13 protein-coding genes are annotated in these 12,687 nt (G+C 61.0%); 9 read left to right on the top strand and 4 right to left on the bottom strand.

Annotated elements, in window-relative coordinates:
• Positions 1–24 precede the first annotated feature (24 nt).
• Positions 25–1,743, bottom strand: coding sequence for a C13 family peptidase (locus PSUM_RS25395; protein WP_033045413.1), 1,719 nt, complete (start codon positions 1,741–1,743; stop codon positions 25–27).
• Between the two features lie 112 nt (positions 1,744–1,855).
• Positions 1,856–2,311, bottom strand: coding sequence for a MaoC family dehydratase (locus tag PSUM_RS25390; RefSeq protein WP_020798767.1), 456 nt, complete (start codon positions 2,309–2,311; stop codon positions 1,856–1,858).
• 194 nt (positions 2,312–2,505) lie between these two features.
• Here PSUM_RS25390 and PSUM_RS25385 point away from each other — a divergent pair, with 194 nt between their 5' ends.
• Genes PSUM_RS25385 through PSUM_RS25375 form a run of 3 tightly spaced genes read left to right on the top strand, consistent with a single transcriptional unit; the run spans position 2,506 to position 4,183 of the window.
• Complete coding sequence (locus PSUM_RS25385; protein ID WP_020798766.1) at positions 2,506–2,868, top strand: CidA/LrgA family protein; 363 nt, start codon at positions 2,506–2,508, stop codon at positions 2,866–2,868.
• Positions 2,865–3,581 (top strand): LrgB family protein, encoded by a 717-nt coding sequence (locus PSUM_RS25380; protein ID WP_008065952.1) that lies wholly within the window; start codon positions 2,865–2,867, stop codon positions 3,579–3,581. Before PSUM_RS25385 ends, PSUM_RS25380 begins: the two co-directional genes overlap by 4 nt.
• An 11-nt stretch (positions 3,582–3,592) precedes the next feature.
• On the top strand, positions 3,593–4,183 hold the full coding sequence (locus PSUM_RS25375) for an LON peptidase substrate-binding domain-containing protein (RefSeq protein ID WP_020798765.1): 591 nt from the start codon (positions 3,593–3,595) through the stop codon (positions 4,181–4,183).
• 93 nt (positions 4,184–4,276) lie between these two features.
• Here PSUM_RS25375 and PSUM_RS25370 read toward each other — a convergent pair whose 3' ends face one another.
• Both PSUM_RS25370 and PSUM_RS25365 read right to left on the bottom strand, forming a co-directional pair.
• The gene (locus PSUM_RS25370; protein ID WP_083349789.1) at positions 4,277–5,593 is read right to left on the bottom strand and encodes a bifunctional DedA family/phosphatase PAP2 family protein; all 1,317 of its coding nucleotides are present in this window, start codon (positions 5,591–5,593) and stop codon (positions 4,277–4,279) included.
• Positions 5,594–5,752: 159 nt separating this feature from the next.
• Positions 5,753–6,448 carry a DNA-3-methyladenine glycosylase gene (locus PSUM_RS25365; protein ID WP_020798763.1) on the bottom strand — a complete coding sequence of 232 codons (696 nt, stop codon included), beginning with the start codon at positions 6,446–6,448 and terminating at the stop codon, positions 5,753–5,755.
• Positions 6,449–6,637: 189 nt separating this feature from the next.
• Here PSUM_RS25365 and PSUM_RS25360 point away from each other — a divergent pair, with 189 nt between their 5' ends.
• The 6 genes from PSUM_RS25360 (at position 6,638) to rodA (ending at position 12,686) form a co-directional block, all read left to right on the top strand.
• Complete coding sequence (locus PSUM_RS25360; RefSeq protein WP_020798762.1) at positions 6,638–7,909, top strand: glutamate-5-semialdehyde dehydrogenase; 1,272 nt, start codon at positions 6,638–6,640, stop codon at positions 7,907–7,909.
• Entirely contained in the window at positions 7,878–8,600 is a 723-nt protein-coding gene (gene nadD, locus PSUM_RS25355; protein WP_033044782.1) for a nicotinate-nucleotide adenylyltransferase, read from the top strand. The genes PSUM_RS25360 and nadD overlap by 32 nt, the downstream gene beginning before the upstream one ends.
• Before the next feature lie 73 nt (positions 8,601–8,673).
• Complete coding sequence (gene rsfS, locus PSUM_RS25350) at positions 8,674–9,168, top strand: ribosome silencing factor (protein ID WP_020798760.1); 495 nt, start codon at positions 8,674–8,676, stop codon at positions 9,166–9,168.
• Between the two features lie 9 nt (positions 9,169–9,177).
• Positions 9,178–9,645, top strand: coding sequence for a 23S rRNA (pseudouridine(1915)-N(3))-methyltransferase RlmH (rlmH, locus tag PSUM_RS25345; protein WP_007937439.1), 468 nt, complete (start codon positions 9,178–9,180; stop codon positions 9,643–9,645).
• Between the two features lie 10 nt (positions 9,646–9,655).
• On the top strand, positions 9,656–11,551 hold the full coding sequence (gene mrdA / locus PSUM_RS25340) for a penicillin-binding protein 2 (protein WP_020798759.1): 1,896 nt from the start codon (positions 9,656–9,658) through the stop codon (positions 11,549–11,551).
• Positions 11,552–11,582: 31 nt separating this feature from the next.
• Complete coding sequence (rodA, locus tag PSUM_RS25335; protein ID WP_050511646.1) at positions 11,583–12,686, top strand: rod shape-determining protein RodA; 1,104 nt, start codon at positions 11,583–11,585, stop codon at positions 12,684–12,686.
• Position 12,687: the final 1 nt, after the last annotated feature.

The following is a 12,687-nucleotide window of genomic DNA, read 5'->3' as shown; positions in this document are numbered from 1 at the left end:
GTTTCTCCCTTGATACTGTTCAGCTTAGTTGTTCTTTGCATCCTTGTTGTCAATGGAAACACTTTGCAGGGCTTTTCTTGCCTGCTGCTTGCGTAACAGTTGCCAGTGCGAGAGCACGGTTCTAGGCGCCCAGATCTGCGGTTCGGAGGCTTCGAAATTGTCTGTCAGCTCGCGCTCGGCGACGGTGGCCTTGGCCAGTTTGAAGGCTTGTTCCAAGTCATCGGTCTGGTTCAGTGCCCGGGCAAACAGGGCATCGCCGAAGTAGGTGAAGTTGGCTTCTTCGGAACAACCGAAAGACACGCGGTCAGCGCGCGAGGCGGTCATGATCAGGGTGCGTTCGTCTTTCAGGGCGGGGATGAAACCGCCGGAGTAGCAGGACGAAATCACGATGATCTTGTCGCGGTTTTTCAGTGGGGCGAGGACGGCGGCAAGCTCGTCGGCCGGCAGATCGGCCAGTTCCATGCGCGGCTGGTCGAGCACCAGTTCGTGCTCGCTGGTGCCGTGACTGGTCAGGTAGATGAAAATCAGGTCTTCCGGGCCAGTGCGTTCGGCCAGCGTCACGGCGGAGCGCCTCAGGTTCTCGCGGGTGGCCATCGGCCGGTCGCCGAGGTGGTCGCGATGGTTCACCAGGCGGATTTGGCCATAGGCACCGAAACGGCTGGTGAGCATGTTCGCGACATAGTCCGATTCACGCAGGAAAACACTCTGCTTGCCATCGCCGCCAAGGGTCAGGGTGTACAGCTCTACCGCCGGGGTTGAGGCTGGGACGTTGGTAAACGCTTCTTCGAGCAAGCGTCCCTGGGCCAGCAAACCCAGCTCGAGGGTGTCTGGCAGTAATTTGCCTTCGGCGTCGCGCACGCGCTGGCCGTTGATCCAGGTGCCACTGAGCACGGCGCCGTCGGTGAGGACCAGGGTGCCGCGTCCGGAATAAGTGTCGTTGTCGAATTGGCCGGTGTAGAAACTACCGTCGGCCAGGTTCAAGCGACCTTGGCCGCTGAAGCGCCAGTCATTGAAGTGGCCGATGTAGTGGCTGCCGTCGGCGCCGATCAATTCGCCCTTGCCGTTTAGCGAGCCTTCCTTGAATTGACCCAGCCATACGTCGCCATCGGCATTTTCATAACGGCCCTTGCCGTGCAATTGGTTGTTTTTGAACGCGCCGACATAGATGTCACCTTCCGCACTGTTGAAGGTTCCGTTACCTTCCAGCTGACCGTCGACGAAGTGTCCGGTGAATTGATTGCCGCTGCCGTCGCTGCGCTGGCCCTCGCCGTTGGGCTTGCCGTGGGCGAACTGGCCCTGGTATGCACTGCCATCTTCGAGTTCCAGGCGACCGAGCCCTGAAAATTGATCGGCCTTGAATTCGCCACGGTAGATCATGCCGTTTTCTTTGAGGGTGCCTTCGCCGTCGCGACGGCCCAGCTTGAAACCGCCGTTGTAGCTGCCGGCGTTGGTGGTCAGGGTTCCCTGGCCGTCAAACAGGCCTTGCTTGAACTGGCCGCGATAAGCCTCGCCATTGCTGCCATGCCACTCACCCTGGCCATGCCATTGGCCCTGGTCGAACTCGCCGGCGTACCAGCTGCCGTTCGGGTAATCGATACGGCCCTGGCCCTGCAGCAATCCGTTGACCAGGTCTCCGCGATAGCGTCCGCCGTCCGGCAGGCGGGCGTCCGCGGGCAATAGCGATTCGCCGTCGCCGCAAGCGGTGAGCATCAGGGTCAAGGCGAGGAGTGCAAGTGGGCGCATAGCGGGTTCCGGGCAATTAGGCGACCGAGTATGCCGCAGCCATGTGTCCATATACAGCCGGTAGAAAAGCATCTGGTGCGAAACAGCGTGTGCTGCTTCGCACCGGCAGGGCTTACACGAAGCAGAGTGACAGGGATTCGGCGACGTACGCCGGTTTCTCCATGCCTTCGATTTCCAGTGTGGCGATGGCCTTGAGCAGCAATTGGCCGGGTTTTTTCTCGGTGACCTCGGACAGTTCGACCTTGAGGCGCACCTTCGAGTCGACCTTGACCGGCTGAATGAAACGCACGCTATCCAGGCCGTAGTTGACCACCATCTTCAAGCCTTCGGGCATGACGAGGATGTCTTCCATCAATTTTGGAATCAGCGACAGCGAAAGGAAACCATGGGCGATGGTGCTGCCAAACGGCGTTTGCGCGGCTTTGGCCGGGTCGACATGGATGAACTGGAAGTCCCCTGTGGCTTCGGCGAACAGGTTGATGCGTTCCTGATCGATGGTGAGCCATTCGGAACATCCGAGTTCCTTGCCGACATAATCTTTGAGCTCTGCAGCAGGTACAAAGGGCATTGAGACTCTCCTTGGGTTCATCGGTTTTATAGTTTTTAGGTGGGGGGATTTGACCTCCCGGATTACCACTTTAGATCACCATGGCAAAACGCTGCGGTCAACTGACCATGCTTATGGCGAATGCCGATCCATAGCGCAAGCGTGCTTATAATGCGTCGGCCAATGCGGGTGACGGATTTTGCGGGGGATCATTGATGTTGTTACGTGGCCTGACCTGGCTGGTGCTGTTCCAATTGCTCGGCACCGCGACCAACCATTTGTTTTTACCCTTCCTGCCGGGGCCGATTATCGGTCTGCTGCTGTTACTGATATTTCTCATCGGTCGTGGCCAGGTCGGCGAGCCGTTGAACCTTGCAGCCAGCAGCCTGCTGCGCTACCTGCCGTTACTGCTGGTGCCACCGGCGGTGGGGGTGATGGTGTACGCCGCGGACATCGCCGCCGATTTCTGGGCGATTGTCGGCGCGCTGGTGTTGTCATTGTTGCTGTCGATGGCGTTCGCCGGAGTCCTCATGCAGCGCATGGTCAAGCGCCATGTTCATCCTGGGGACGGCCAATGATCCTTGACTGGCACGGCGCCTGGACGTCAGTGATTCATCATCCGTTGTTTGGTATCGGCATCACGCTCGGTGCCTATCAGCTGGTACTGGCAGCGTTCGAGAAAACCCGCTGGATCTTTTTGCAGCCCGTGCTGGTCTCCATGTTGCTGGTGATCGGTGTGCTGGTGGGCTGCGGCCTGACCTACGCCGAGTACCGCAAGAGCACTGAGATCCTGAGTATTCTGCTCGGCCCCGCGACGGTCGCGCTGGCGGTGCCGCTTTACCTCAATCTGCGGCGGATTCGACAGTTGTTCTGGCCGATATTTACTACGCTGGTGATAGGTGGTGTGGTCGCCACATGCATGGGGGTGCTGTTGGGCTGGTGGTTCGGCGCCGAACACATGATCCTGATGACCATGGCGCCGAAATCGGTAACATCGCCTATCGCCATGCTGGTGGCCGAGCAGATTGGTGGTGTCGCCGCGCTGGCGGCGGTGTTCGTTTTGATCACCGGAGTGATCGGGGCTATCTTCGGTCCGAGTCTGTTGACCCGGCTCGGTGTCCACAGTCCAGAGGCTCGCGGCATGGCACTGGGCATGACCGCCCACGCGGTGGGCACTGCGGTAGCGATGCAGGAAAGTGACGAATGCGGCGCCTTCGCGGCGCTGGCGATGAGTTTGATGGGCGTGGCCACGGCGGTATTCCTGCCGTTGGCGGTGTCGATGGTGGTGTAAGGAATATGTCTATGAGTCTGCCGCTTTTTCCGCTGAACACGGTGTTGTTTCCTGGTTGCATCCTCGACCTGCAGATCTTCGAGGCGCGTTACCTGGACATGATCGGTCGCTGCATGAAACAGGGCGGCGGCTTTGGCGTGGTGTGCATCCTTGAGGGAAGTGAAGTCGGTATCGCGCCGCAGGGCTTTGCCATGGTCGGTTGTGAAGCGCGTATCACCGATTTTCAGCAGCAGGACAACGGCCTGCTGGGTATTCGGGTCGAGGGCGGGCGACGGTTCAAAGTGTTGTCTACCGAAGTCCAGCGCGACCAACTGATCCTGGCCGAGGTCGAATGGCTGGAAGACGAGCCCGAGCAACCCCTGCAGGACGAAGATGCCGACCTGGTGGCCTTGCTCAAGGCCCTGGCCGAACACCCGATGGTCGAAGCGCTGAACATGGGTACCGAAGCGGCGGGCCAGCAATCACTGGCCAACCAGTTGGCGTACCTGTTGCCCTTCGCCGAAGAGGACAAGATCGATCTGTTGCAACTCGATGATCCGCAGCAGCGGCTGGATGCGATTCAGGCGTTGCTGGATGAGTTGCAGGGCGAGTTGTTCGCCTGACGCGGCCAAAAGATCGCAGCCTGCGGCAGCTCCTACATGAATTTGGTATGCATTCTGTAGGAGCTGCCGCAGGCTGCGATCTTTTGCTTTTGGCTAATACGCGTACCGCAACATCGTATGTGGCAAATGCCTCAATACGAAGAACCCGAACAATGCCACCAGTGACGGCAGCACCAGCCACCAGACTTTTGGCGGCATGGCGTTCAGCGAGGTCTGGCGCTGGCTGAGCCACAGGCTCGCGGCGCAGACGCACGATGCCAGCATCGCTCCTGCCAGCACATCTGTCGGCCAGTGTGCGCCGAGGTAAACCCGCGACAGGGAAATTGCCAGCGCCGGCAGGCACGCCACCAACAGCCAGGTCAGGCGCATGCGCGGGGGTTGTCCGCGGCCGGCCAGTACGGCGAGGGTCAGGAACAGCGCGAATGACCCGGAGGCGTGGCCGCTGGGCATGCTGTAGCTGGTCAGCGGGTCGCTCAATACTTCGGGGCGCAGGCGGGCAAAGAAGTGTTTGGTCAGGGTGTTGCCCAGGGCGGTGCAAAGCAGGGTGGTGGTGGCGAAGATCAGCTGGCGCCATTGCCGTGTAACCAGCAGCAGCACCACCAGCAAGGCGCTGAAGATCAGCATGTTGCGGAATTCGCCGATGAGGGTGAAGACCACCGCCACTTCATCGAGCATCGGGCTGCGGTGTTCCTGCACCAGGGTCATCACGCCTTGGTCGAGGGCATTCAGATGCGGATAGCCGATAAACAGGCCCGCCAGAATCAGCAAGCTCATGCCGGCAATGAACACCGTGGCCTTGCGATGGCGGCGCAGGCTGCTGGTGGCGCTAAGCCCGATCATGAGTGTAATGCTGCCGGCGACGATGCCGGCTTCAGGCCAGAAGCCTTCGGGCAGTGGCAGGCGAATCGCCGCGCCCGTGGCCCATCCCGGTAGCAGGTACGCCACCGACCAGCCCGCACCGGCTAGCAGGCTGACCGCAAAGAACCGTGGGAACGGCATGTCGAACATCCCGGCGACCATCGGCAACATGGGGCGCAAGGGGCCGATGAAGCGTCCGACCAGCAGGCTGGCGATGCCATAGCGCTGGAAATACGCCTCGGCCCCGGCGATCCATTCCGGGTGATGACGCAAGCCGGGCAGGCGCCGGATGTTCTGATGGAAGTGTCGGCCGAGGAAATACGAGACCACGTCGCCCAGCACGCCGGCGAGAAACCCCAGCAGCAGCGTTTCACTCAGCGACAGCGCGCCGCTGCCGGCCAGTACCGCCACGGCGAACAGCAATACCGTTCCCGGCACGATCAGGCCGGCAATCGCCAGGCACTCGACAAAGGCCACGATAAATACCGCTGCCGCCAACCATTGCGGGTTGACCGTCAACCAACCGGTCACGCTATCGAGCCATGGGCCCATAAAAACAACTCCATTGAATTCAAGTGGCCCTTGGCGGGCGAACAAAATCTACACAACACCACAAACCTCTGTAGGAGCTGCCGCAGGCTGCGATCTTTTGATCTTGACCCTTTAAAAGCAAAAGATCGCAGCCTGCGGCAGCTCCTACAGGCACCGGGCTCACAGCAGGATGTAGTCGCGACCTTCGACCTGGCCCCGCCGCAGCGGGTTCCGCGTGCAATAGGCGGCATAGGCCGCGTCAACGAAGCGGTACATCAGGTGGTCGTCGCGCCCATGGGGAATGCCCAGGCGCGTGGCCTGGATAACATGGGCGGGCGTCTGGCCGACGTCTTCCACCAGCAGCACCTCATGGTCGAAGCGCTTGGCGTCCCAGACCGGCACTTTCAGGCCCAGGGCCTTGCACAGCAGCGTTTGCCCCGCGCAAAGCTTTTGCGACGGGCGAGGGCGGCCCTGGGCGTCGGGGTTGTTCAGCAGCATCTGCGCCAGGCTCGAAGGTCCGCTCAGTTCATCGACCCAAGGGTAGGCGGACTTGATCAGCACTGCGTTACCCGGGCCCTGGGCGCTGAAGTTCAGCGAGTCACCTCCGCGGGCGTAATACATATAGATGTGCCCGCCATCCAGAAATAAAGCCTTACGCTTTTCCGTATAGCCGAGGGAGGCGTGGCTGCCTTTTTCTGCGCAATAGTAGGCTTCTGTCTCGATGATCCGCGCGCTGAGCCACAGATCACCGACCCGATGACGAATGACTTTGCCCAGCAAGTCGCGGGCGAGAATTTGCGCGTCGCGGTCGAAAAACGCGTCTGGGAGGCCCTTGGGCAGGCTCGCGGAGGACACATGAACAGGCAAGTTGGACATGGTGGGCAGCGTTTATCAAGGCTGAGTGAGTCGTGATGATAACAATTTGCTGCTTAATCCCGGCTGAACGTCGGCAAATTGCCCTCGATTTCGACCATCCGCCCGTCACCGCTGTTAGTCGGCGGACGCGACAGCTATAATCTGCCGCTTTACTCTTTACCAAGACCTAATCAAAGACCACTCCAGACCATGACTGAGTCCGTTCTTGACTACATGACCCGTTTGGGTCGCGCCGCCCGCGAGGCTTCCCGCGTCATCGGCCGTGCCAGTACCGCGCAGAAGAACCGCGCGTTGCAGGCCGCTGCCAATGCGCTGGATGCTGCCCGCGGCGAATTGACCGCTGCCAATGAGCTGGACTTGGCGGCTGGCCGCGCCAATGGTCTGGAACCGGCCCTGCTCGAGCGCCTGGCGCTGACCCCGGCGCGAATCGACGGCATGATCGTGGGTCTGCGACAGGTCGCGGCGCTGCCCGACCCGGTCGGTGCGATCCGCGATATGAGCTATCGTCCGTCGGGTATCCAGGTGGGCAAGATGCGCGTGCCGCTGGGCGTGATCGGGATCATCTACGAATCGCGACCGAACGTGACCATCGATGCCGCCAGCCTGTGCCTGAAGTCCGGCAACGCGACCATCCTGCGCGGCGGCTCCGAAGCCATTCATTCCAATCGTGCCATCGCCGCCTGCATCCAGCGCGGCCTGGCCGAGGCCGATCTGCCGGCCGCCGTGGTGCAAGTGGTCGAAACCACCGATCGCGCTGCCGTCGGCGCGCTGATCAGCATGCCTGAGTTCGTCGACGTCATCGTGCCCCGTGGTGGCCGTGGCCTGATCGAGCGCGTCAGTCGTGACGCTCGAGTGCCGGTGATCAAGCATCTGGACGGTATCTGCCACGTCTACGTGGGCGAGCACGCCGATCTGGCGAAGGCCCAGCGCATCGCATTCAACGCCAAAACCTACCGTTATGGCATCTGTGGTGCTATGGAAACGCTGCTGGTCGATCAAACCGTTGCGAAAGATTTCTTACCGGCGATGGCTGCCCAGTTCCGCGAAAAAGGCGTCGAACTGCGCGGCTGCGAACGCTCCCGGGCAATCATCGATGCCCTGCCGGCCACGCAAGAGGACTGGAGCACCGAGTATCTGGCGCCTATCCTGTCGATCCGCGTGGTCGATGGGCTTGACCAGGCCATCGAGCACATTAACCATTACGGATCCCATCACACCGATTCGATTGTCAGCGAACACCAGGGCGACACCCGGCGTTTCGTGGCTGAAGTCGATTCTTCGTCGGTGATGATCAACACCCCGACCTGCTTCGCCGATGGCTTTGAATACGGATTGGGTGCCGAGATCGGCATTTCTACTGATAAGCTGCACGCCCGCGGCCCGGTCGGTCTCGAAGGTTTGACCTGCGAGAAGTACGTGGTAGTGGGTGATGGCCAGTTGCGCGGACAGGAGCCGGCCTGACTTGGGCGACTTCGACCCGTCAGCCCCGGTAACCGCCAGCGCGCCTCGACCCAGACGCATCGGTGTACTGGGCGGGACCTTCGACCCGGTGCACATCGGCCATTTGCGTGGTGCGCTGGAAGTCGCCGAAACCCTGGCGCTCGATGAACTGCGCCTGACGCCAAATGCGCGGCCGCCCCACCGGGGTACGCCGCAGGTATCGGCCAAGGACCGGCTGGCGATGGTCAAGTGCGCGGTAGCCGGAGTGGCACCGTTGGTGGTAGACGCCCGCGAATTGCAGCGGGACAAGCCGTCCTACACCATTGATACCCTGGAGTCGATGCGCGCCGAAATGCCCGCCGAGACCCAGGTTTTTCTGCTTTTGGGTTGGGACGCATTTTGCGGCCTGCCCACTTGGCACCGCTGGGAAGAGTTGCTCCAGCATTGCCATATCCTGGTGTTGCAACGCCCGGATGCCGACAGCGAACCGCCGGATGCCTTGCGCAACCTGCTGGCAGCGCGCTCGGTGAGCGACCCGCTGGCCCTCAAAGGGTCGAGCGGACAGATTGCATTCGTCTGGCAGACGCCGCTCGCGGTATCCGCCACCCAGATCCGTCAACTGCTGGCCAGCGGTAAGTCGGTACGTTTCCTGGTGCCCGACGCGGTCCTGGCCTACATCGATGCGCACGGGCTTTACCGTGCGTCGAACTGAATAGGAGTGCCTCAAGGCACGTGGCAACAACGTGTATTGAAGCGCCCGAACATACGAGCAAAACGAGTTTTATATGACGAACAACGACGTAAACAAAGTTAAGCGTAAAGGCACGTTCAAGAGCGCCCCGCTGCCTGAGAAGGTCCTGGCAGCCGAGCCGCCAAAAGGCGACGAGCTGGTCAAGATCGCCGTCGCTGCCCTGGAAGACGTCAAGGCCCAGGACGTGCTGGTCATCGACGTTCGTGACAAGCAGAGCATCACCGACTACATGATCATCGCCACCGGTACCTCCAACCGCCAGATCGGCGCGATGCTGGACAAGGTCCGCGAAGCGGTCAAGGCCCTGGGCATCAAGCCACTGGGTGAAGAAGGCAAGGGCGACAGCGACTGGGTCCTGTTGGACATGGACGACGTGATCGTCCACATGATGACCTCCAATGCCCGCCAGTTCTACGACCTGGAGCGCTTGTGGAAAGGTGCCGAGCAGAGCCGTGCCGCCGATGGCAAACACCACAGCCCTGAAGTTGGTCACGAGCATTTCACCAAGCTCAACAAAGACCAGGAATAAGGAACGGCTGTGCGACTGCGACTGATCGCCGTCGGTTCACGCATGCCCAAATGGGTGGAAGAAGGCTGGCATGAATATGCCAAGCGTCTTCCGTCCGAGCTGGCGCTGGAACTGGTGGAAATACCGCTCAATACCCGTGGCAAGAACGCCGACGTGGCACGCTTCATCCGTCAGGAAGGCGAAGCCATGCTGGCCAAGGTCGGGCCCAATGAGCGCGTTGTCACCCTCGAAGTCCATGGCAAGCCCTGGAGCACCGAGCAGCTGGCGGTCGAGCTCGATCGCTGGCGGCTGGATTCGCGCACGGTAAATTTCATGGTCGGCGGTCCTGAGGGGTTGGCGCCGGAAGTCTGCGCCCGTGCCGATCAGCGCTGGTCGCTATCACCGCTGACGTTGCCGCACCCGCTGGTGCGAATCCTGATCGGCGAGCAGCTGTATCGTGCCTGGACAGTGTTGTCCGGTCACCCTTACCACAAGTAGTTCTGCCCTCATGTCCCAACCGATCCGCATCAAGGACCACGAAAAAGACGCCCGTCTGGTGCGTGGCCGCGTCGTGTTCGGGGCTATTGCGGTGGTGCTGCTGATTGGTGTGCTGATTGCGCGCCTGTATTTCCTGCAGGTCATCCAGTACGAATACCACTCGACCCTGTCGGAAAACAACCGCGTCCATGTGCAGCCGATTCCGCCGACTCGCGGGTTGATTTTCGACCGCAACGGCGTAGTGATTGCCGACAACCGGCCCAGCTTCAGCCTGAGCATGACCCGCGAGCGCTCCGGCGACTGGCAGCAAGTGCTCGATGTAATCGTCGAGGTGCTGGAGCTGACGCCCGAGGACCGGGTGATTTTCGAGAAGCGCATGCGCCAGGGGCGACGGCCGTTCGAGCCGGTGCCGATCCTGTTTGAATTGACCGAAGAACAGATCGCCCGCATTGCCGTGAACCAGTTCCGGCTGCCCGGGGTGGAAGTGGTCGCGCAGCTGGTCCGTCACTACCCGCAGGGGGCGCACTTTGCGCACTCGGTGGGGTACATGGGACGGATCAACGAGAAAGAGTTGAAGTCGCTTGATCCGGTCAATTACAGCGGCACTCACCACATCGGTAAAACCGGCATCGAGCGTTTCTACGAGCCGCAATTGCATGGCCAGGTGGGTTACGAGGAAGTCGAGACCAACGCTCGCGGCCGTGTGTTGCGAGTGCTCAAGCGCACCGAACCGATTTCCGGCAAGGACATCGTCCTGAGCCTGGACATCAAGCTGCAGGAAGCCGCCGAAGCTGCACTCGGTGGTCGTCGTGGCGCGGTAGTGGCACTGGATCCGAAAACCGGCGAAGTGCTGGCGATGGTCAGCCAGCCGAGTTTCGACCCGAACCTGTTCGTCACCGGCATCAGTTTCAAGGCCTATTCCGAGCTGCGCGACTCCATCGACCGACCGCTGTTCAACCGTGTCCTGCGTGGCCTGTACCCGCCGGGCTCGACCATCAAGCCGGCCGTTGCGATCGCGGGGCTGGATGCGGGTGTGGTGACTGCTTCATCGCGGGTGTTCGACCCGGGTTACTACATGCTGCCCAACTACGACCACAAATACCGCAACTGGAACCGTACCGGCGACGGCTTCGTCGACCTCGATACGGCAATCATGCGTTCCAACGATACGTACTTCTATGACCTGGCCCACAAGCTGGGGATCGATCGGTTGTCGGCGTACATGACCAAGTTCGGCATTGGCCAGAAAGTCTCCCTGGACATGTTCGAAGAATCGCCAGGGCTGATGCCGACCCGCGAATGGAAGCGTGCGACCCGCCGACAAGCGTGGTTCCCGGGTGAAACGTTGATTCTGGGGATCGGGCAGGGCTACATGCAGTCGACGCCATTGCAGTTGGCCCAGGCCACGGCACTGGTGGCCAACAAAGGCGTATGGAACCGTCCGCACCTGGCCAAGACCATCGAAGGCGAGAAGCCGGTGGATGAGAACCCGATGCCGGACATCATCCTGCGTGACCCGGCGGACTGGACGCGGGTCAACCATGGCATGCAACAGGTCATGCACGGTGCCCGAGGCACCGCGCGCAAGGCCTCGATCGGCGCGCAATACCGGATTGCCGGCAAGAGTGGTACGGCCCAGGTGGTGGCGATCAAGCAGGGCGAGAAGTACGACCGATCCAAGGTCCAGGAACGTCATCGCGACCACGCCCTGTTCGTTGGCTTCGCGCCGGCCGACGATCCGAAGATCGTGGTCTCGGTGATGGTCGAGAACGGTGAGTCCGGCTCCGGCGTGGCCGCGCCGGTGGTGCGTCAAATCATGGACGCCTGGTTGCTGGACCAGAACGGTCATCTCAAGGCCGAATACGCCAGCCCTACTACCGCAGAGGCTACCGCCCGTGATGAATAATTTCGATCGCATGCTCTCCAGCGAGGATGTGATGCGCCGCCGTGCCACGCTGTTGCAGCGCCTGCACATCGATGGACCGTTGCTGATCCTGTTGCTGACCCTCGCCGCCGGCAGCCTGTTCGTGCTGTATTCGGCCAGTGGCAAAAGCTGGGACCTGCTGGCCAAGCAAGCCACTTCGTTCGGTATCGGCCTGGTGTCGATGATCGTCATCGCCCAGTTCGAGCCGCGATTCATGGCGCGGTGGGTGCCGCTGGGTTATGTGGTCGGGGTGATGTTGTTGCTGGTGGTGGACATCATGGGGCATAACGCCATGGGGGCCACACGCTGGATCAACATTCCAGGGGTGGTGCGCTTCCAGCCTTCGGAATTCATGAAGATCCTCATGCCGGCGACCATCGCCTGGTATCTGTCCAAGCGCACGCTGCCGCCGCAGCTCAAGCACGTGGGTGTCAGCCTGATGCTGATTGGCGTGCCGTTCATCCTGATCGTGCGCCAGCCCGATCTCGGCACGTCGCTGCTGATCCTGGCGGGCGGCGCTTTCGTTCTGTTCATGGGCGGCTTGCGCTGGCGCTGGATTCTCAGTGTGCTGGCCGCCGCCGTGCCCGTGGCGATCGCCATGTGGTTCTTCATCATGCATGACTACCAGAAGCAGCGAATCCTGACGTTCCTCGATCCCGAAAGTGATCCGCTGGGGACCGGCTGGAACATCATTCAGTCCAAGGCCGCGATCGGTTCCGGCGGCGTGTTCGGCAAGGGCTGGTTGCTGGGCACCCAGTCACACCTGGATTTCCTGCCGGAAAGCCACACCGACTTCATTATTGCGGTGCTGGGCGAAGAGTTCGGCCTGGTGGGCATTTGCGCGCTGTTGCTGATCTACCTGCTGTTGATCGGTCGCGGGCTGGTGATCACCGCCCAGGCGCAGACATTGTTCGGCAAATTGCTGGCAGGCGCCTTGACCATGACATTTTTTGTGTATGTTTTCGTCAACATCGGTATGGTCAGCGGCCTGTTGCCGGTGGTGGGGGTGCCGTTGCCGTTCATTAGCTACGGAGGAACTTCGCTGGTGACGCTGCTGTCAGCGTTTGGGGTTTTGATGTCGATCCATACCCATCGCAAGTGGATCGCGCAGGTTTGAA

Source organism: Pseudomonas umsongensis (assembly GCF_002236105.1).
Classification (GTDB): Bacteria; Pseudomonadota; Gammaproteobacteria; order Pseudomonadales; family Pseudomonadaceae; genus Aquipseudomonas; species Aquipseudomonas umsongensis.
This window is presented reverse-complemented; position numbering and strand designations above follow the sequence as displayed.

What these genes read in the sequence shown, in the direction of transcription:
- rodA (WP_050511646.1), top strand. Translation starts at nt 11,583, where the DNA reads ATGCGCCGCCGTGCCACGCTGTTGCAGCGCCTGCACATCGATGGACCG.
- PSUM_RS25390 (WP_020798767.1), bottom strand. Translation starts at nt 2,311, where the DNA reads ATGCCCTTTGTACCTGCTGCAGAGCTCAAAGATTATGTCGGCAAGGAA.
- nadD (WP_033044782.1), top strand. Translation starts at nt 7,878, where the DNA reads ATGGCCAGTTGCGCGGACAGGAGCCGGCCTGACTTGGGCGACTTCGAC.
- PSUM_RS25380 (WP_008065952.1), top strand. Translation starts at nt 2,865, where the DNA reads ATGATCCTTGACTGGCACGGCGCCTGGACGTCAGTGATTCATCATCCG.
- PSUM_RS25360 (WP_020798762.1), top strand. Translation starts at nt 6,638, where the DNA reads ATGACTGAGTCCGTTCTTGACTACATGACCCGTTTGGGTCGCGCCGCC.
- mrdA (WP_020798759.1), top strand. Translation starts at nt 9,656, where the DNA reads ATGTCCCAACCGATCCGCATCAAGGACCACGAAAAAGACGCCCGTCTG.
- PSUM_RS25395 (WP_033045413.1), bottom strand. Translation starts at nt 1,743, where the DNA reads ATGCGCCCACTTGCACTCCTCGCCTTGACCCTGATGCTCACCGCTTGC.
- PSUM_RS25375 (WP_020798765.1), top strand. Translation starts at nt 3,593, where the DNA reads ATGAGTCTGCCGCTTTTTCCGCTGAACACGGTGTTGTTTCCTGGTTGC.
- PSUM_RS25370 (WP_083349789.1), bottom strand. Translation starts at nt 5,593, where the DNA reads ATGGGCCCATGGCTCGATAGCGTGACCGGTTGGTTGACGGTCAACCCG.
- PSUM_RS25385 (WP_020798766.1), top strand. Translation starts at nt 2,506, where the DNA reads ATGTTGTTACGTGGCCTGACCTGGCTGGTGCTGTTCCAATTGCTCGGC.
- rsfS (WP_020798760.1), top strand. Translation starts at nt 8,674, where the DNA reads ATGACGAACAACGACGTAAACAAAGTTAAGCGTAAAGGCACGTTCAAG.
- PSUM_RS25365 (WP_020798763.1), bottom strand. Translation starts at nt 6,448, where the DNA reads ATGTCCAACTTGCCTGTTCATGTGTCCTCCGCGAGCCTGCCCAAGGGC.